The 18,921-nt window shown below is 34.9% G+C and carries 19 protein-coding genes and 1 riboswitch; of the genes, 14 read left to right on the top strand and 5 right to left on the bottom strand.

Going from position 1 to position 18,921, the window contains the following annotated elements; genetic code table 11:
• The first annotated feature begins 5 nt into the window (after positions 1–5).
• From OEV98_RS02135 to OEV98_RS02125, 3 genes are all read left to right on the top strand, one after another.
• The gene (locus OEV98_RS02135; protein WP_263071492.1) at positions 6–161 is read left to right on the top strand and encodes an acylphosphatase; all 156 of its coding nucleotides are present in this window, start codon (positions 6–8) and stop codon (positions 159–161) included.
• A gap of 238 nt (positions 162–399) precedes the next feature.
• A complete protein-coding gene (locus OEV98_RS02130) occupies positions 400–1,176 on the top strand; it encodes a 3-hydroxybutyrate dehydrogenase (protein ID WP_263071491.1) in 777 nt (258 codons plus the stop codon).
• Between the two features lie 73 nt (positions 1,177–1,249).
• On the top strand, positions 1,250–2,533 hold the full coding sequence (locus tag OEV98_RS02125) for a GntP family permease (RefSeq protein ID WP_263071490.1): 1,284 nt from the start codon (positions 1,250–1,252) through the stop codon (positions 2,531–2,533).
• A 291-nt stretch (positions 2,534–2,824) separates the two neighbouring features.
• Here OEV98_RS02125 and OEV98_RS02120 read toward each other — a convergent pair whose 3' ends face one another.
• Positions 2,825–3,661: a TetR/AcrR family transcriptional regulator gene (locus tag OEV98_RS02120; RefSeq protein WP_263071489.1), complete on the bottom strand. Its 837-nt coding sequence runs from the start codon at positions 3,659–3,661 to the stop codon at positions 2,825–2,827.
• Positions 3,662–3,756: 95 nt separating this feature from the next.
• Between OEV98_RS02120 and OEV98_RS02115 the strand changes: the two genes are divergently transcribed.
• From OEV98_RS02115 to OEV98_RS02095, 5 genes are all read left to right on the top strand, one after another.
• Complete coding sequence (locus OEV98_RS02115) at positions 3,757–6,837, top strand: efflux RND transporter permease subunit (RefSeq protein WP_263071488.1); 3,081 nt, start codon at positions 3,757–3,759, stop codon at positions 6,835–6,837.
• 220 nt (positions 6,838–7,057) lie between these two features.
• A complete protein-coding gene (locus OEV98_RS02110) occupies positions 7,058–7,915 on the top strand; it encodes a proline iminopeptidase-family hydrolase (RefSeq protein ID WP_263071487.1) in 858 nt (285 codons plus the stop codon).
• Positions 7,916–8,073: 158 nt separating this feature from the next.
• Positions 8,074–8,313, top strand: coding sequence for a hypothetical protein (locus OEV98_RS02105; RefSeq protein WP_263071486.1), 240 nt, complete (start codon positions 8,074–8,076; stop codon positions 8,311–8,313).
• 213 nt (positions 8,314–8,526) lie between these two features.
• Positions 8,527–10,989 (top strand): PAS domain S-box protein, encoded by a 2,463-nt coding sequence (locus tag OEV98_RS02100; RefSeq protein ID WP_263071485.1) that lies wholly within the window; start codon positions 8,527–8,529, stop codon positions 10,987–10,989.
• A 270-nt stretch (positions 10,990–11,259) separates the two neighbouring features.
• On the top strand, positions 11,260–11,982 hold the full coding sequence (locus tag OEV98_RS02095) for a DsbA family oxidoreductase (RefSeq protein ID WP_263071484.1): 723 nt from the start codon (positions 11,260–11,262) through the stop codon (positions 11,980–11,982).
• 640 nt (positions 11,983–12,622) lie between these two features.
• On the opposite strand, the gene OEV98_RS02090 is transcribed toward OEV98_RS02095, so the two are convergent.
• Positions 12,623–12,820 (bottom strand): Fur-regulated basic protein FbpA, encoded by a 198-nt coding sequence (locus OEV98_RS02090; protein ID WP_263071483.1) that lies wholly within the window; start codon positions 12,818–12,820, stop codon positions 12,623–12,625.
• Between the two features lie 69 nt (positions 12,821–12,889).
• Positions 12,890–12,996: riboswitch (SAM riboswitch) on the bottom strand.
• A 129-nt stretch (positions 12,997–13,125) separates the two neighbouring features.
• Positions 13,126–13,263 (bottom strand): YpzI family protein, encoded by a 138-nt coding sequence (locus OEV98_RS02085; protein ID WP_263071482.1) that lies wholly within the window; start codon positions 13,261–13,263, stop codon positions 13,126–13,128.
• 164 nt (positions 13,264–13,427) lie between these two features.
• Between OEV98_RS02085 and OEV98_RS02080 the strand changes: the two genes are divergently transcribed.
• A complete protein-coding gene (locus OEV98_RS02080; protein WP_263071481.1) occupies positions 13,428–13,688 on the top strand; it encodes a hypothetical protein in 261 nt (86 codons plus the stop codon).
• 159 nt (positions 13,689–13,847) lie between these two features.
• Here the strand turns inward: OEV98_RS02080 and OEV98_RS02075 are convergent, their stop codons facing one another.
• Complete coding sequence (locus OEV98_RS02075) at positions 13,848–13,958, bottom strand: YjcZ family sporulation protein (protein WP_263071480.1); 111 nt, start codon at positions 13,956–13,958, stop codon at positions 13,848–13,850.
• 214 nt (positions 13,959–14,172) lie between these two features.
• Between OEV98_RS02075 and OEV98_RS02070 the strand changes: the two genes are divergently transcribed.
• From OEV98_RS02070 to OEV98_RS02050, 5 genes are all read left to right on the top strand, one after another.
• Complete coding sequence (locus OEV98_RS02070; RefSeq protein ID WP_263071479.1) at positions 14,173–14,883, top strand: class I SAM-dependent methyltransferase; 711 nt, start codon at positions 14,173–14,175, stop codon at positions 14,881–14,883.
• A gap of 26 nt (positions 14,884–14,909) precedes the next feature.
• Positions 14,910–15,347, top strand: a complete 438-nt coding sequence (locus OEV98_RS02065; protein WP_263071478.1) for a GNAT family N-acetyltransferase — start codon at positions 14,910–14,912, stop codon at positions 15,345–15,347.
• Positions 15,348–15,441: 94 nt separating this feature from the next.
• Positions 15,442–16,215, top strand: a complete 774-nt coding sequence (locus OEV98_RS02060) for a DUF2268 domain-containing protein (RefSeq protein ID WP_263071477.1) — start codon at positions 15,442–15,444, stop codon at positions 16,213–16,215.
• 104 nt (positions 16,216–16,319) lie between these two features.
• Positions 16,320–16,505, top strand: a complete 186-nt coding sequence (locus OEV98_RS02055; protein ID WP_263071476.1) for a type Z 30S ribosomal protein S14 — start codon at positions 16,320–16,322, stop codon at positions 16,503–16,505.
• 214 nt (positions 16,506–16,719) lie between these two features.
• Positions 16,720–17,250, top strand: a complete 531-nt coding sequence (locus OEV98_RS02050) for a DinB family protein (RefSeq protein ID WP_263071475.1) — start codon at positions 16,720–16,722, stop codon at positions 17,248–17,250.
• A 63-nt stretch (positions 17,251–17,313) separates the two neighbouring features.
• Here OEV98_RS02050 and OEV98_RS02045 read toward each other — a convergent pair whose 3' ends face one another.
• Positions 17,314–18,807, bottom strand: coding sequence for a DHA2 family efflux MFS transporter permease subunit (locus OEV98_RS02045; RefSeq protein WP_263071474.1), 1,494 nt, complete (start codon positions 18,805–18,807; stop codon positions 17,314–17,316).
• Positions 18,808–18,921: the final 114 nt, after the last annotated feature.

Below are 18,921 nucleotides of genomic sequence, written 5' to 3'. Positions count from 1 at the left end.
ACAATATGTTAGCTACAATAGTAGTAAGTGGTCGTGTTCAAGGGGTTGGCTTTCGGTACACCGTTTATCAGCTTGCAAAGGAATATGAGATTAAAGGCTGGGTTCGTAATCTCGAGAATGGTATGGTAGAAATAGATGAGAGGGGTCTAAACAACAACTGAAACAATTACTCGGTGGATTAAAGCACGGGATCCATCGATTTATTAAAATTTCTGATATACAAGTTCAATTTCATGATATGGATAAAGGATATAGTAAGTTTCAAATTCGTTATTAGAAAAACTACTTTCGAAAGCTTTAAGAAAGTAGTTTTTTTCTTTCATGAAAACTTTTTGCATGGAGACATGACTTAAAGTAAAAATGTATATATATGTTAATAGAGTAAAGGAGTTGATCATAATGGTAGAAAACAAAGTCCTATTCATTACAGGGGCTGCCAGTGGGATTGGTTATGAAATTGGTGTAAATTTTTTGAAAAATGGAGCAAAGGTCGTTTTTTCTGACCGAGATGATGGAAAATTAACGGAAATAACAGAATCTCTTCGCCAGCAAGGTTATGATTGCAAAGGAATAAGATGTGATGTGACGAGTGAAGAAGAACTGAAGCATGCGATTGCGTACACGGCTCAAACATACGGAACAGTGGACGTGCTTATTAATAATGCTGGAATACAGCATGTTTCTATGATTGAGGATTTCCCTACGGAAAAATTTGAGTATTTGATTAAGGTAATGTTAATAGCACCATTTATGGCAATGAAGCATGTTTTACCGATTATGAAAAAACAACAATTCGGTAGAATCATTACTATTTCCTCTATTAATGGATTGATTGGTTTTGCTGGAAAATCTGCTTATAATAGTGCGAAACATGGGGCTATTGGATTGACCAAAGTAGCGGCACTAGAAGCTGCAACAGAAGGAATCACGGTAAACGCAATATGTCCAGGTTATGTGGACACTCCACTCGTACGTGGACAATTCGAGGATTTAGCGAAAACAAGAAATATATCGGTGGAAAAAGTATTAGAGGAAGTGTTATACCCATTAATTCCTCAAAAGCGGTTACTCTCTGTTCAAGAAATAGCTGACTATGCATTGTTCCTTGCAAGTGATAAAGCGAAAGGCATAACAGGTCAAGCGGTAGTACTTGATGGCGGATATACCGCTCAATAAATAACGCTAAAATGTAAGCGGTATCACATTTCTGTAATATAGGAATTTTTTTAAGTGAGAAGGAGGGATTTTCATGCTCGGGATAATTCTTGGTTTAGCGGTATTGATGTTTTTGGCTTATCTTGGCTGGTCGATTATTTGGATTGCACCAATATCTGCAGGAGTTGTGGCATTAACAGGTGGGTTAGATTTACTAGAATCATATAAAGGTCCATATATGGAGGGATTTGTGAGCTTTGCGCAGCAATGGTTTCCAGTATTTATGCTTGGAGCAATTTTTGGGAAATTAATGGAAGATACAGGAATGGCCAAATCGGTAGCGGTTGCTTTGTCAAAAATGATGGGAAAAAAACAAGCGATTTTAGGTGTGCTACTTGCTTCGGCAGTACTAACATATGGTGGAGTAAGTTTGTTCGTTGTTGTATTTGCGGTTTATCCATTAGCAATTGGTCTGTTTCGAGAAGCAAATATAAGTAGAAAATTAATACCAGGGACAGTTGCGCTTGGTGCATTCACGTTTACGATGACCGCTGTTCCAGGAACACCGCAAATCCAAAACTTAATACCGACTGAATATTTTCATACAGATGCAACGGCAGCACCAATCATGGGGATTGTTGCAATGCTTGTGATGGGAGTAGGTGGTTATTTCTATTTACGTTGGAGAGAAAAAAATCTAACAGAAAAAGGGGAGGTGTATACAGAGCCAAAGAATCAGAAATTGGAGGATACTAGTAGCCCGGTACCAAATTTTATTTTATCATTACTTCCGTTAATTATTGTGCTTGTAACATTGAATATTTTTAAGTTTGATATAATTGTTGCTTTACTTTCTGGAATTTTATTAATTTTACTATTAAATATAACGAAATTCAAATCCTTTGTGAAAGCAATCAATGGGGGTGCGGTAGGTTCCGTAACAGCCATTATCAATACTAGTGCAGCCGTAGGTTTTGGCTCTGTTGTTAAAGCGGTTCCAGGATTTGAGACATTGACAAATATGCTATTGAATATTAAAGGAAATCCACTAATTTCAGAGGCAATTGCCGTTAACCTTTTAGCTGGAGCAACTGGTTCTGCTTCCGGTGGTATGGGAATTGCACTTGAGGCATTAGGAGAAAAATATTATCAGCTTGCTCTCCAAACGGGGATATCACCAGAGGCATTTCACCGTGTTGCATCTCTAGCTTCCGGTGGTTTAGATACACTGCCACATAATGGTGCTGTGCTTACATTGCTTACAATTACTGGAATGTCCCATAAGGACAGCTATAAAGATATTTTTGTAGTATCATTAGTCATTCCAATTTTATCCGTTGTAATTGCTATTCTATTAGCAAGTTTCGGGTTATATTAGAAGCTATTTAGTACTTGTAAAATCATGAGCAGTATATAACCAATCCATTTAAAGAAAAACAGTAAGCTTGATCAAAAATGGCTGGGCCTATCGATTACTGGAAATACTTTCGAAAATAATAGATTATGACGAGTTTTGAATATAGCTTCCAGTGTATAGTAGGCCCTAAATTTCTTTCATCTGTAATTCAAGTGCTCCGATATCTTCCTTCCATTTCCAATTCAAATACCCTTTGAGAAATATGTTCCAATAGTCCACAGTATTATTTATACTTACTTTTTGGAGTGGCCACTACTTATTATTCAAGTATTGTTCAACCATAAAAACGAGCCATTTACAGTCCTCGTTATTTTTAATATTTTGTAATAATCCAAGTATAATCGCGTGTGTTGGTACATCGTTTTGTAATTGGTTTTTTAATATATCTAATGATTCACTTTCTAATTGGTTGGTTACTATCTTTTTTAGCCTATCAATTTCTTGGATAATTTTTGTAATGGTAATGTAATCTGTAGATGGATGCTTAATTTGTTGAACTAGATTTTCATTGAGAAATACAATCGACGTATGATTAGCTAGCAAATTTGTTTTTTCTACTAATGCGCGAGCTAATAATGGTAAATTTAATGGAACATTGATAGTAAAAAATAATTTCGAATAGCTTTCGGTTAGACCTCTCATACTTATTAATAAGTCATATTTATTTTCTTTAATTTTTTCTCCATAAAGTTCATCTAACAATCGAAGCATCGCTTGATTTGTAAGCTGTTCATAATAATTAATTCTGTTGAGAAGCGCTTGATTAACTGTATGCAATTGTTCTTTAATAAACATTTTCGCGAATTCTCGATGATCCTGAAGTAATTTAAATGATGATAAATAAAAATCATAGAGCTTTTCCTGAACGTTTTTTGGAGAATTGACCACTCGGTCAATATCAGATGTAATTTTTTTGATAAAATCATCAATGATGGAAACAATTAATTCATCCTTTGATTTGAATGATAAATAAAATGCACCTTTCGATATACCGCAGAGCTCTGTGATTTGTTGAACTGAAGTAGACTCAATTCCTTGTTTTGCAAATAGTTCTATTGCTTTTTCCATAATTAACTGTCTTTTCGCCATAAATGTATCCTCACTTATTATTATGTTGACAATTGACCGATTAGTCATTATTATAGAGAATATTACAAGCCTAGTCAAGAAAGGGAAGGTGTCACGTGAAAGCTCTTGTAAATTTTGTGTTGAAAAATAAACTAGCAGTTTGGCTATTAACGATAATTGTCGTTGCTTCTGGTTTATACTCAGGAACTAGAATGAAAATGGAGACTATTCCAGATATTTCTATTCCGTATTTAATGGTAAATAGTGTTTATCCTGGTGCAACACCAGAACAAGTAATGGAGGATGTTTCGATCCCGCTTGAAAAAGCAATCGAAAGCTTAGAGGGAGTAAAGGCTGTCTATTCCAATTCTTACTCCAATATGGCTAGTCTCCAGGTGGAATATGAATACGAACAGGATATGGATGAAGCAAAAAGGCAAGTACAAAGTGCACTAGAAGCGGTTAGCTTACCTGAAAGTGCACAAGAACCGTTTATTACCTCGATAAGTATGAATATGATGCCTGTTGTAGCATTAAGTATTAGCAGCTCAAAAGAGGATATTGTCGGGCTAACGTCAACAGTAGAAGATACTATTGTTCCTAAGCTTGAAGGTTTAGATGGAGTTGCTTCCGTTACAATAGCTGGACAGCAAATTGAAGAGGTTGAACTAACCTATGATGAAGCAAAAATGGCTTCACTTGGAATAACAGAGCAAAATGTAAAGGATATTGTCCAAGCAAGTGATATGAGTGTATCCTTAGGATTATTTGAATTTGAAGAAGGCGAGCAAGCCGTTTCCGTTGATGGTAAGTTTATGACTGCTGATGAATTAAAGGGGATGCTTATCCCAGTAACACCTACAGCAGAAAATCCTACTCCATTTGTAAAACTTGGCGATATCGCGAAAATTGAAGTAGTCGGAAAAGTAGAATCAGTATCCCGTACAAATGGGAAAGAAGCGATTTCGATTCAAATTGTAAAAGCACAAGATGCGAATACAGTAACAGTAGTTAATGAAGTAAAAGATTTAATGAAAGACTATGAAGCGAAAATCGACGGATTAAAGGTTGATACAACGCTTGATCAAGGAGCTCCAATTGAAGAGTCTGTTAAGACGATGGTAAGTAAAGCAGTATTTGGTGGAGCAATCGCGGTTCTAATTATTTTATTATTCCTACGTGATTATAAATCAACCATTATTTCCATTGTTTCGATTCCAGTATCTATCTTTATGGCAATGCTGTTGATTAATTGGTTAGGAATTACATTAAATATTATGACGCTTGGAGCGATAACAGTAGCGATTGGACGGGTTATTGATGACTCCATTGTTGTAGTAGAAAATATTTATCGAAGACTGCACCTGAAAGATGAAACATTAACAGGACGAGCATTAATTCGATCGGCAACGATTGAAATGTTTAAGCCAATTCTTTCTTCAACATTAGTTACAGTTGCAGTATTTGCACCGTTAATTTTTGTTGGCGGAATGGTCGGCGAATTATTTATGCCGTTTGCATTAACAATGGCATTTGCATTAGGGGCATCACTGCTTGTTGCTATAACAATTGTACCTGTGTTGTCACATTCATTATTTAAGAAGAAGTTATACAGTGAAAAAACAGAAATTAATCATAAAGAACAAGGAAAGCTTGCTTTATTTTATAAAAAAATCTTGAAATGGACGTTGGATCATAAAATCGTAACGTCTCTAATTGCAGTAATTGCTTTAGTAGGTAGCTTAATGTTAACACCGCTGATTGGATTTAGTTTCCTTGGAAGCGAAGAAGAAAAAGTGATGTATTTAACATATACACCAAAAGCGGGAGAGTTAGCAGAAACAACACTGGAAAATGTAAGTATAGTGGAAGATAAAATGCTTGCCCGCAAAGATGTAGATACAGTTCAAGTATCTGTTACCGATAGCTCTGACCCAATGTCTGCGATGATGGGGGGAGGATCTAATGGTTCCTTAATGTATGTTATTTTTGATCCAGATATGAAAAACTTCTCTGATGTTAAAGAAGAGATAGAGGAATATGTGAAAAATATTGACCAATCTGGAACATGGAAAAGCCAAAACTTCACAACTAGCGCTATGTCGAGTAATGAGCTTAGCTATACTGTGTATAGTGAAGACTTAGATAAATTACAGGATACCGTTTTAACAATTGAAGATTTAATGGCTGAAAGTGACAAACTGAAAGACGTATCATCTAGTGTGGAAGAAAGCTATGATGAGTTTATCATCAATGTCAATCAACAAACATTATTACAACATGGATTAACAACAGGACAAATTGTGATGATGTTAAATCCAACAAGAACAGAGGATATTTTGACTACGGTTGAAAAAGATGGTGATGATCTGGATGTTATCGTGCAAAAAGATTCAAAACTACCAGCATCAATTGATGAATTACTTGATCAACAAATTCAAACACCAGTAGGAACAACCGTTAAACTATCAGACATTGTTACGGTGGAAGAAGGCAAGGTTGCTAATACATTATCTCGCAGTAAAGGGCAATTTTATGCATCTGTGTCGGGAACAATTACTAGTGATGATGTAACAAAAGCATCAAGCGAAATTCAAGAAAAGATTGATGATCTTGAACTTCCGAAAGGTGTAGAGATTGGAGTTGCTGGGGTTACAGCTGATATCCAAGAAACCTTTACACAATTAGGAGTGGCAATGCTTGCTGCGGTTGCAATCGTATATTTCATATTAGTAGTAACATTTGGTGAAGGATTAGCACCATTTGCAATTCTCTTCTCCTTACCATTTGCTGTTATTGGTTCCTTTATTGGCTTATGGATTGCAGGTGAAACAATATCGGTATCCGTTATGATGGGTCTATTGATGCTAATTGGTATAGTTGTAACAAATGCTATTGTATTAGTTGACCGCATCATTCATATGGAACGTGATGGTATGAATATGCGTGAAGCTATTCTGGAAGCAGGAGCAACTCGTCTACGCCCAATATTAATGACTGCAATTGCAACAATTGGTGCATTAATGCCATTGCTATTTGGTTCAGGTGGTGGCGGCTTAATCTCGAAAGGGTTAGGTATTACGGTTATCGGAGGATTAACAAGCTCGACTATTTTAACGCTAATTATCGTACCGATTGTTTATGAAATTCTTTCCAAATGGTTTAAGAAAAATCGGAAGGAAATCGAAGAAAACTAATGTGGCATAAATAATGCCATATAACAAATTTTATGAAACGACCACTTAACTTAATGGAGGAAGTGGTCGTTTTTCTATAAGGTTTGATAATTATAAATGAAATATATTTTTCACCCTTTTTCAAATCTAGTAATTGTACTAAAATAAAGTTAACATAAAGGATACATAATAGTGCGTTAACGTGCAAATAACATAATAGGCAAATGTAGGAGGATGAAAGATGGAGGAAGGTTATGTACAGGTTACTGGCGGGAAAATTTATTATCAGAAATATGGAAGTGGACAGAATACGCCACTAATTATATTGCATGGCGGTCCTGGTGGAACACATGTGAAAATGAAAGGTTTAGCAGTGCTTGCCGATGAGCGGCCGATAATCTTTTATGATCAACTAGGCTCAGGTAGGTCTGACCATCCGACAGATAAATCATTATGGCAGGTCGATCGGTTTGTTGAAGAGCTTGGCCAAATTCGTGAAGCATTAGGATTGACGAGGCTTCATATTCTTGGGCATTCATGGGGAACAATGCTTGCAGCAAGTTATTTATTGACTAAACCAGAAGGAATTGAAAGTGTGATTTTTTCTAGTCCATGCTTAAGTGCACCACAGTGGGCGGCAGACCAAGAGGAACATCGGAAACAGCTTCCAGATGATGTACAGGAAATATTACGGAATTGTGAGAAAGAGGGACGTACTTCCTCTGAAGAATACAAAGAGGCAATGAAAGAATTTTATCATCGTTTTGTTTACCAGCTAGATTATCGACCAGAAGAATGGGATGCACCGTATGCACAATCAAATCCTGAAGTTTATGAAACGATGTGGGGACCGTCGGAGTTTTATACAACAGGAAATTTAAAAACCTTTGATGTAACACCTCGTCTCCACGAAATAAAAATACCAGCATTATTTACTTGTGGTAGGTATGATGAAGCAGCACCAAAAACAGTAGAAGCGCATAGCAAATTAGTGGAGGATGCAAAATTTCATGTATTTGATAACAGCTCTCATACCACATATATTGAAGACGCAGAGGAATACTTACGGGTAGTTAGAGCGTTTCTTTCCATGGTGTAATTCCCGATTACACGAAGGATCAAATCTTACTAATAAGCACAATCCTTCCGAGAATTTACAGTTTTGGAAGGGCCATTGAGTATTATTGGCTTTTTTTGTTGTAAATTAATGTGTATACTATATTGGCATGATATTATGTTGTTAAAAGGAGTGTCCATATGGCGAAATCAAATGCAAAAAAACAAAGATTGAAAATGGCCCGTGAAGGAATGCAAAATCCAGAAATTAAAAGAGGAACCTATGTATTTGCAGATATGAGAACAAGAAAGACAAAAACGAAAAAGGAAAAATTGAATCAAATGAAACATAAAAAACGTTTATCTGACCAATATAATAATGGATCAGATAAACGTTTTTTTGTTTCATTTTATAAGTATTGCTATATATTCTCATGCTAGATAAACTAGCTAGAACATGTTGAACCATTTAATTATCAGAATGAGTTTTAATAAATATGAGGGACTTTAATGCTAATCATGGAAGAAATAAAAACGATACATAAAGAACTTTTATATTCTTGTAAATAATTTTTATTTTCCTTCCCAGTATTTCCCACAAAATTTTGATATCAAAAAAACTTCCTCCAGATATATTCCATTTGAGAGATATATGTGCTATACGATAGATACAGCGGAAGAGAGGTAGAGAAAATATTGGGACAAGATATATTTGCATTCGTTCATATTTTTAACTTAATAAAAGACTATATTGGTTTACTTATGCAAGACGGGGATTCCTTTCGATTTGTTTATGCAAACCAAGCAACCATCAATAGATTGAAAATGAATAAATCTATTACTGGCTGTCGCTTAGAGGATGTATTTCCTAAAGACCAGGTCAAAGAGTATATTTCCGTTTTTAAGGGAGTTCAATTAACGAAAAAGTCAATAGAATTCATGGGAAACGTAAATATCGCCGGCCAAAAGTACTTCTTTGAAGCAACGCTAGGTCCAATATTAAATGAACTAGGGGAATGTCAGTATATTTTAGGCATTGTAAGAGATAGTACGGAGAAGAAAAAAAGAGAAAAAGAACTAATAGAAACAAAAAATATATTAGAAAGAGAACGAAAAAAATTAAATTCAATTATCGAGCATAATACGGATGCTGTTTATCAATTAGATTTACAAGGAAATTATATTAGTACCAATGCAAAACTTACTGAAATTATTGGGTATAGTGAACAGGAAATTGTCGGTTATTCATTCATTCCATTTATAGCGGAAGAGAAATTAGTAGAAACGTTACATCATTTTGAAAATGCTCTCCATGGAAGCAATGAAGAATATGAGACAACTGTTCGTCATAAAAATGGGAATAATGTGGAAGTTTTTGTGAAAAATATTCCAATTATTATTGATGGGGTTTTAGTTGGAATATATGGGATTGCGAAGGATATTACAGAACAGAAAAAGATTGAGCGGTTATTAAAAAATAGTGAGCAACGATACAAATCTTTATTTGAAAATCATTCTGATGCTATTTTTTCCTGTGACTTGGATGGGAAGTTTATTAGTGGAAATGTAGCAACCGAAAATATTACAGGTTATTCCATTAATGAATTACTAGGAAAATCATTTCTTTCTCTAGTAGAAGGGGATGATATTAAGAAAACGCTAATGTTGTCTAAAAAAGCAATGAAGGAAAAACAGCCCGAAAGCTATGAAATATTATTGAGACGAAAAGATGGTAGATATTTAGAATTGTTTGTCATGAATATCCCGATTATTGTGGAAAATGAGGTAGTTGGTTTTTATGGAATTGCGAAAGATATTACCGAATATAATAAAGCACATCGAGCATTATTAGAGACGAAGGAAGAATTAGAGATATTCTGGGAATATTCCGTTGATCCGGTTTTTTTAATAGATCTGGAAGGAGAAGTATTACGGGTAAATCCTGCCTTTGAAAAAACATTGGAATATAGTGAAAAAGAAGTGGTTGATTTAAAATATTCATTCGTACCAAAAGGTAAAATTTCTGACCAGTTGGACATTATAAAGCGTTTAAAAAATGGAGAAAAGATCATCGCCCATGAAACGCAACGAATAACGAAGAGTGGAAAACTACTGGATATTATTGCTTCCTATACACCTGTTAAGGACGAGAACGGGAATATCATCGGTTCCACCGTTTTTTACAAAGATGTAACAGAACTAAAAAAAGTAGAAAGGCAACTGTCAAATAGTCAAAAAAAATACAAGTTAATTATGGAAAATGTTTCCGAAGTAATTAAGATGATGAGCATCTCTGGGATAATTGAATATGTATCGCCATCTAATGAAAAGATTTTAGGCCATTCTTCTTCTGAAGTTGTTGGTCATTCGTTTAAGAAGTTTATCCATCCAGATGATAGGAGGCGAATGGAAGCGGCTATTGAGCAAATTATTGCAGGAGGTTCGCCAAACCCAATTGAATTAAGAAAACTGCATAAAGATGGTCATTATATTTGGATGGAGGTTACAACAAATTCTATTATAGAAGAAGGTAAGGTTGTTCAATTAGTTTCCACTTCTCGTGAGATCACAGAAAGAAAAAGGTTACGAGATGAGCTAGCGAAAATGGCCTTTTATGATTATTTAACAGATTTACCAAATCGGAGATCGTTTGATGAACAGTTAAAAATGGCAATCGATCGAGCGAATCATACGAAAAAAAGGGTTGCGCTTATGATGCTCGATGGGAGAGATTTTAAACAAATAAATGACACCTATGGACATGATGGAGGAGACGCAGTAATAAAGGAAATGGCTAAGCGTTTACAGTCATGTGTTAGAAAAACGGATTCTGTTGCAAGAATTGGTGGAGATGAGATGGCGATTATATTAGCTGAACTCGATTCATTAGAATTAGTAGAGGAAATTGCGAATAGGATAGTCCAATTGTTTAAAGAACCACTAACTTATAATGGTCTTGAAATTAATATTGGTATCGATATTGGCATATCAATTTATCCAGATCATTCCATCAATAAAAAGCAATTAGTCAAGTACGCTGATCAGGCACTCTATGAGGCAAAGGAATATCCTCCCAATAATTATCGAGTATATAAAAAGACTAAAAATGAATGGTAGTGGAGATGAAAAATCGATAATGATGGAAAAGGCAGTGAATTTTCAAAAGCGTATATTAAATACCAGCGATGGCTTTCACTAGTTCGTTTTATTTGTATTTATTCTTGAATGTATTTTATAATGCAGTATACGTCAAATACGGATAACGAATTTGTGTGCATGTAAAAGATAAATGATTCCGGTTAATAATCTGCTTCAAAAATAGAGATACAAATAATTATTTTTACAATAGTGGAACGATTTACAGTATGTAATAGGGGTGTTGAGAAGATGAAAATCGAAATTTGGTCTGATTTTGTATGTCCATTTTGTTATATGGGGAAAAGAAGATTAGAAAACGCAATGGAGCAATTTGCGCATCGTAATGAAATAGAAGTTGAATATAAAAGCTATCAGCTTGATCCAGAAGCAAAGCATATTGAAGGAATGAATTTTTATGAAACCTTTTCAAAGCTAAAAGGATTTCCACTGGAACAAACGATTGCTATGAATAAACAAGTTGCACAGCAAGCAAGCACATTACAGTTGACGTATAATTTTGACACAATGAAATATGCGAATACATTTGATGCTCATCGTGTGGCAAAATATGCTGCTGAAAAAGGGAAAGGAAAAGAGGCTACAGAACGTTTCTTATACGCCTATTTTACCGAATCAAAGCTTATTAGTGACCATGAAACATTGATTGAGCTTGCTGGAGAAATCGGGTTGGATAAAGAAGAGGTTGCGGAAGTATTGGCAAGTGATCGTTATGCACAAGCAGTTCATCATGATATTCGGCAAGCCTATCAAATCGGTGTACAAGGAGTGCCATTTTTCGTTTTTAATCGAAAATATGCGATATCTGGTGCCCAACCAGAGACTGTCTTTCTTCAAACATTAGAAAAAGTATGGGAAGAGGAAACAAACGTTAAGCCAGTATTACAAACATTAAATCCAACAGGTGCAGATGCTGGTGTTTGCACAGATGAAGGGTGCGAAATAAAGAAATAAACGTAGGAGATCTATCCTTTCAAAATCGTAAAATAGCCCATAAATGTTAGATTCAATCTGCATTTATAGGGCTTTTTTGTTTAATATAGTAAATTGTGGAATGAGGGGGATGGATAGTCTACCGAATAGATAAAATAACGTATAGCAAACGAATTTATTTTAATAGAAAATTCCAAAAAACAATTTTCGACAACTTGTAATGACAATATTTTTCAAATGTTTACTGTACAATAGGGGCAAGCCCAATAAGGTTGGTGATATTAGATGGAGAAGCAATCATTTGCGAAAGGATGTCTATGGGGAATATCACTATCATTAGGACTATGGATCCTTATTATTTTGTATATAGTGAAACTTATCTAGCTGTCAAAACATCATTTGCTCATCATCAGAAATAATTTAAGATATTCATCAAACAAACCACTCTATTCTCAAAATCATCGTGGTTCACTAGGAGTTTGTTCCCTTTTATGAAAGTTTACCAATACATAATTTTTTACTTAAAGCTACCCAAAATATGAATGCGCTTTCAAGTAAGTAAGGATGTTGTGTTCAATTGCGCACTACATCCTTCGTTTCCAATTATAAAAAAAGGTAACATTTTTTTTATTTGAATATGGGGTATATATGGTGGTTACCGTTATTTATTCCATTGAAGTGAACTATATTCCCCGTGGGGATGGCAATTCGAAAAATATTTGCTATATTCGGTTTCAAGCTCTGGTAATGTTAGTTCATATAAATGTTTATCTTCTGATTTATAAACTTGAAAAGCAATTAGCTTATCAATTATTTTTGTTCTTTTATCTTCTGAATTTTTTCGATTCGTATTACTCATGTTTCCTTCACTCCTTTTTATAACAAAAAACCTCTTCAAATAGATAAGAAGAGGTGAATCGCATTTCTCCACTTATCTTTCAAGCAATAACGCTTGATGGAATTAGCACAGTATTCCATGAGAATCTGTTGCTGAGGCTTCATAGGGCCATTTCCCTCCACCTCTCTGGATAAGCCAGACTATTCAATTAAGTAAGAAGTAGTTAATTAAATTATACATTACTATTCCGATAAGTCAACTATGAATTAATAAATAGTAAAAAACCGGGGGAATTTCCACCGGTTTTTAAAATTCTTTAATTTATATTATTTCCCATCATTTAGCTGTCTAGCTTCTTCTGGACTGGACATTTTTGTAGCCCCTTTATTACTCAAGGATTGATCGCGATCGGATTCTACTCGTCCACTTTGTCTTAGCTTTTTTTCTTGACGGTCTTTTCCCATTCTGAACACCTCCTGCTATATAACATGGTTTTTTTGCAAAAGTTTATTCATTTCCTATTCGGATGGAAGTTTCCACGATTTAATCAATGAATTTGTCCTATACCAAATAGCTTATGAATCATATGATGCTAATAGTTTTACGATCATTTAGGAGGTGGGTATAGATGTCTGTTGAGCAATATCGATCCTTATGTCATCGCTATCGTGGAAGAGCTGTCCAAATTCGAACACGGGATGGGAGAGTTCATCGAGGTTTAATTATGAATGTAGGGAACAACCGTGTATATTTACGTTCATTTGATGGATCGAGAAGAAATTTAGGTGGATTTGGTTATGGTTATTATGGAGCTGGTTATGGTTTTACCTATGGATTGGCTCTAGGTGCCATTACATCGTTAGTATTATTACCGTTTTTCTTCTGGTAATGAATATGGCTATTAAAGTCGGAGAAAAGCTAGAAAATATCACTTCCCGCACAGGTGGTGATATTTTTTATTTTGCAATGAAAAACAGGCTAGTGAAAAGGGCTAGCCTGTTTTTTGAAACGTTAAACATGTGCGGTAGACGTTCAGTATAGCTTAACCTTAATAACCATAACCAACGAAAGAAGCGCCGATAATGATTAAAAGGATAAACAATACTACAAGTAATGCAAAACCTCCACCGTAGCCAAAACCACCTACTTGTTCACTCATGTAACTTTCACCTCCCTAAGTATTTACAGAAATCATTATATGATTGTAAAAGTAAAGTGATATGGGCACATTCCCAGGGACAACAATTCATGGCATGGATTATGTACTCTTATAGACGAAACTAACAAGTTTCGTGAGATTTGGAAAATAGCGAACCATTATGCACTCCATTCATAAAATGAGGTAATAGACGATATGGAAGGTGTGTAAAGAATTGAAATACACATATTTGGATTGTTTAGCAATTCTCGGAGTGGGTGGTGCACATCCGGGAGGAATGCAAATAACGAAAAAAATACTTGCCAATGAATCGATAGAATCAACAATGACGGTATTGGACTCTGGCTGTGGTACAGGAAAAACGTTAACATATATTGCAGAAAAGTATGGCTGTAGAGGCTACGGTATTGATTCCAATCCACTTATGATTGAAAAAGCTAACCAGAGAATTGCAACATTAAAATTACCTATTAAAACGAGAGTAGCAAGAACAGAATCTTTACCATTTGCTAATGGTTCATTTGATCTCGTTTTATCGGAATCAGTAATTGTATTTACAAAAATACCATTCACATTATCTGAATTCAAAAGGGTGTTAAAACCTCGTGGAAAATTGCTTGCTATTGAAATGGTATTAGAAACGAAGCTTCCACATCAGAATTTAAAGGAATTTACTGATTTCTATCAGCTATCAACAATTCCTACCGAGGAAGAATGGAGAACAGCTTTGAAACGTGCAGGTTTTCAACATGTTTCGATCGAGAATGTCCCTTTAAACCCTTTGGAAATGACAATGGAGGATGCGCCGGATTATTTATTGTCAGAACAAATTGATCCAGAGGTTTTTCATATTTTAGCAGAGCATGAAAGGATAACGAATAACTTTCGAGGAGTAATCGGCTTTCGAGTATTCAACTGTAGTTGATATTATTTGCGATGGGAAGTGTTCATATGGCTATTCGAAAAGCGACAAACGAAGAGACTCAAACCATTTTGAACCACGCTTTGATTGTTATGAAGGAAGCAACTAACGGGCAAGTGATGTTAAGCTGGGAAAAAGCGCAGGAATTTATTTGGCCATTTTTAGAAAATGGTGGTTATTATCTTGTTTCGACAAAAAATAATGTCATTCAAGGTTGGATTGCCATTGGCGTCTCCTATGATCCATACCTTGATAAAATGGTAGGGTTTATTAATGAAATATATGTTTTACCAGCATATCGAAAGCAGGGGATTGCGAAAGAATTATGTAAGGAAGCCAGGAACAGATTTAGGCAATTAGGATACAATCAAATACAATTAAATGTATTCTCTGGAAATCCAGCAAAACAATTATATAAGAAATTAGGCTTTCACGAAGTAATGACATTAATGCAATGGAATATTTAAGTAGATGGCATATGGCATATGGCTGACAACCTAACCTTATTCCATATCGTATGAAAGGGTAGATAATAATACCAAATATGAAGGAGCATTGGAAATGACTATTATCAACACAGATCAATGGATATTAGAAATGGACAGTGATCCGATAGAAATATTTATGAAAATCGAACATTATTTTCCAGAAACAACGGCGTTCGATATATATCAATATTTCATTCAATATGGAATGACCCCATTTTTGGAGGAAAAGGAACGCATCATATTAATGCAAGAGAAAAAAATTTGGGATATCGTACAACAGGAAGAACATGTGCTACAAAAACAGTGGGACGGTCCAAATATTCCTATTTTTATTTTTCCTTCGGATCATTTGAATTCGCAGCTAGTAATGGAACATAACGGAATGTCAGGAATCGCTTTCCAAGATAAATTATTTTTATTCATTGCTGAACATCAAACAGAAAAAGAAATTCGTTCGTTATTTACTCATGAATATAGTCATGTTTGCCGTTTGAAAAGTTATCCTAAAAACCAACAGGATTACGTTTTACTAGACACGATTATTCTTGAAGGAATTGCGGAATATGCTGTTTATGAGAGGCACGGGTTGGACGGTTTAAGTAATTGGACTAATAGGTATAACAAGGATCAGCTAAAGAACATGTGGGAACAAATTGTACTCCCGAATAAAAACATTCCAATACATGATCATAAGCATCAACATTTACTATATGGATTACATTCATACCCAAGCATGCTCGGCTATTGTGTTGGATTTTACTTAGTGAGAAATTATGCGGAGGCAAGAAATTTAAGTTGTAAAGAGCTTCATCAAATGAATAGTCAATGTATTGCTCTAAGGGAATAATATGGCAAGTGTCACAGGTTCCTTTCCATTATTTACTTGAATGAATTACCTTCAATCTATAGTATAATAAATTTTTATCATAAAATTGTGAGGGAGGATGCCGCATGGCAAAGAAGTCATTAATAGTAAAACAACAAATGCCACAGAAATATAAGGTTCGAGAATATTCTCGTTGTATGCATTGCGGAAGACCTCATAGCGTTTTTAAAAAATTTCAGCTATGTAGAATTTGCTTACGTGAATATGCCTATAAAGGACAAATTCCTGGACTTAAAAAGGCTAGTTGGTAATATTATTATAAACAAACCCCTATTTCCTAAGTTTTTGGTTAATAGGGGTTTTTTCGTTACATAGATACCTAATTTTCTTAAAATAGTTCGAGCGAATGTAATTTTATCCATCATTTCATAGAAATTCGTATTAATTACTACTTATGAAATAAATTTAAAAAAATAATCATAGATTAAATAAACATAGTCTATAAGGAAAAAGGAGGTCGATTGGATGAATTTTGAATTGGAAGAAGCGATACAAGTGTTGGAACGGACACCAGACGCTTTGGAGCATTTATTAAAGGGGCTATCAATACACTGGTTGCAATGTAATGAAGGAGCAGATACTTGGAATTGTTCGCAAGTAATTGATCATTTAATAGAAGGTGAAAAACATAACTGGATTCCGCGGGTGGAGAGCATACTTCACGGAGTAGAGAAAAAAACGTTTCCTTCATTCGATCGTTTTGCGCATTTAAAACAATCAGAACGACCAATTGATGAAAAATTATCGGAATTTAACGATATTCGAAAGGTAAATATAAAGAAACTTAGGCAGCTGATAAATCGTGAAATCCATCTGGAGATGATTGGAATCCATCCAGAGTTTGGTGATGTAACAGTTAAGCAGTTGCTTTCAACATGGGTTGTCCATGATTTAACACATATTGCCCAAATTGTTAGAGTGATGGCAGAAAGATATAGAATGGATGTTGGACCATGGGATGCTTATTTAGGTATATTAAACAGGAAAAACCAATAATAGATTAAATATCAATAAAAAACCCTCTGGTCTAGCCAGAGGGTTTTGTTATTTTTATTCGAATTAAGCTGGATTGCTTTCTTTTTCGATTTTTTCCACGGATTCATAACTAACGTCTACACGTTTAATAAAGAACGCTAATACTAAGGCAGCAAGGTTAATAAATAATGCTACTAAGAAGGAATATTGAATTCCTGATAATAATGCTTCTTTACCAAGATGATCAATAGCTGCAGGTGTTAAAGTAGTAGGGTCTACAGAAGCCATTAAATCTTCCCCTTTTGAAGTTGTTACGGTATTCATTATCGTAACTAAAATGGCTGTACCGATTGAACCAGATACTTGTTGCGCAGTATTGTTTACTGCAGTACCATGTGGATTCAAACGAGTTGGTAATTGATTTAATCCATTTGTCATTAACGGCATCATAACCATGGACATACCGAACATACGCATGGAATAAATCATAATAATATAGGTATAAGTCGAATCAATTTGTAATTCTGATAGTAAATATGTCGAAACTGCTGTAATACATAGCCCGGTGATTGATAATACTCGTGGACCAAATTTATCAAATAATTTACCAGTAATCGGTGACATAATCCCCATTACAATAGCTCCTGGGAGCATCATTAATCCAGAGTCAAGAGGAGAAATTTCTCGAACACTTTGTACATATGCAGGAGTTAAAATCATTCCTGAGAACATTGCAACAGCATTAACAATAGAAATTACCGATGCTAAAGCAAACATTGGATATTTATATACACGCAAATCTAAAAGTGGTTGTTTTAGTTGCAATTGACGCAAAACGAATAAAATTAGTGTAATTCCACCAACAATTAATGTTGTTAATACAATTTTATCATCCCAACCATCTGTACTTGCAGTACTACAACCATATAGTAAACCTCCAAATCCGATAGTAGATAGCACGAGTGATAAGTAATCAATGCTGGCATTTTTGTTTGTTTCCATTATATTTTCTAATTTCCAGATGGATAAAATTAAACTAATAACTGCAAGTGGTAAGATCATTTCGAATAACACACGCCAGTCATGGTATTCCACAATATAACCGGATAATGTAGGTCCAATCGCTGGAGCTGTAATCATTACTAGTCCGAAAATCCCCATTGCTGCCCCACGTTTTTCTCTTGGGAAGCTAATAAGCATAATGTTCATTAATAGTGGTCCCATAACAGAAGATCCTGCTGCTTGAACCATTCGTCCTGCAAGTAAAAACCCAAAATTTGGTGCAAATGCTGCCATTGCTGTACCGATCGTAAAGATTACTAAGGACGTAATATATAAGCTTCGGTTTGTAAAGCGAGTAATTAAAAATGCTGATGCCGGTATCAATACCCCACTCACTAGCATATAGCCGGTTGCTAACCATTGAACGGTAGAATAATTTTCAATTTTTAAATCTACCATGATGGATGGCAATGCTACGTTTAATAACGAGTTGTTTAGGAATGAAACGAAAGCACCAACAAATAAAACAGCAATCATTAAATATGGTGGTTTATTTTGTTGTAATGTTGTATTCATTTTGTCTTTATCTCCTCTATTCGGTATATAAATTTTTCATCACTTGAATGATTTTAAACCAGGGGTTCAATTTTTGCAACCTTTTTATACCGTTGGTTTAATCATTGCTATTCA

This window comes from Perspicuibacillus lycopersici, assembly GCF_025660475.1.
Taxonomy (GTDB): domain Bacteria; phylum Bacillota; class Bacilli; order Bacillales; family Caldibacillaceae; genus Perspicuibacillus; species Perspicuibacillus lycopersici.
The sequence above is the reverse complement of the archived record's forward strand: the minus strand, read 5'-3'. Positions and strand labels throughout refer to the sequence as shown.

What these genes read in the sequence shown, in the direction of transcription:
- OEV98_RS02060 (WP_263071477.1), top strand. Translation starts at nt 15,442, where the DNA reads ATGACTATTATCAACACAGATCAATGGATATTAGAAATGGACAGTGAT.
- OEV98_RS02080 (WP_263071481.1), top strand. Translation starts at nt 13,428, where the DNA reads ATGTCTGTTGAGCAATATCGATCCTTATGTCATCGCTATCGTGGAAGA.
- OEV98_RS02125 (WP_263071490.1), top strand. Translation starts at nt 1,250, where the DNA reads ATGCTCGGGATAATTCTTGGTTTAGCGGTATTGATGTTTTTGGCTTAT.
- OEV98_RS02120 (WP_263071489.1), bottom strand. Translation starts at nt 3,661, where the DNA reads ATGGCGAAAAGACAGTTAATTATGGAAAAAGCAATAGAACTATTTGCA.
- OEV98_RS02050 (WP_263071475.1), top strand. Translation starts at nt 16,720, where the DNA reads ATGAATTTTGAATTGGAAGAAGCGATACAAGTGTTGGAACGGACACCA.
- OEV98_RS02055 (WP_263071476.1), top strand. Translation starts at nt 16,320, where the DNA reads ATGGCAAAGAAGTCATTAATAGTAAAACAACAAATGCCACAGAAATAT.
- OEV98_RS02095 (WP_263071484.1), top strand. Translation starts at nt 11,260, where the DNA reads ATGAAAATCGAAATTTGGTCTGATTTTGTATGTCCATTTTGTTATATG.
- OEV98_RS02085 (WP_263071482.1), bottom strand. Translation starts at nt 13,263, where the DNA reads ATGGGAAAAGACCGTCAAGAAAAAAAGCTAAGACAAAGTGGACGAGTA.
- OEV98_RS02090 (WP_263071483.1), bottom strand. Translation starts at nt 12,820, where the DNA reads ATGAGTAATACGAATCGAAAAAATTCAGAAGATAAAAGAACAAAAATA.
- OEV98_RS02110 (WP_263071487.1), top strand. Translation starts at nt 7,058, where the DNA reads ATGGAGGAAGGTTATGTACAGGTTACTGGCGGGAAAATTTATTATCAG.
- OEV98_RS02130 (WP_263071491.1), top strand. Translation starts at nt 400, where the DNA reads ATGGTAGAAAACAAAGTCCTATTCATTACAGGGGCTGCCAGTGGGATT.
- OEV98_RS02065 (WP_263071478.1), top strand. Translation starts at nt 14,910, where the DNA reads ATGGCTATTCGAAAAGCGACAAACGAAGAGACTCAAACCATTTTGAAC.
- OEV98_RS02075 (WP_263071480.1), bottom strand. Translation starts at nt 13,958, where the DNA reads ATGAGTGAACAAGTAGGTGGTTTTGGCTACGGTGGAGGTTTTGCATTA.
- OEV98_RS02105 (WP_263071486.1), top strand. Translation starts at nt 8,074, where the DNA reads ATGGCGAAATCAAATGCAAAAAAACAAAGATTGAAAATGGCCCGTGAA.
- OEV98_RS02135 (WP_263071492.1), top strand. Translation starts at nt 6, where the DNA reads ATGTTAGCTACAATAGTAGTAAGTGGTCGTGTTCAAGGGGTTGGCTTT.
- OEV98_RS02045 (WP_263071474.1), bottom strand. Translation starts at nt 18,807, where the DNA reads ATGAATACAACATTACAACAAAATAAACCACCATATTTAATGATTGCT.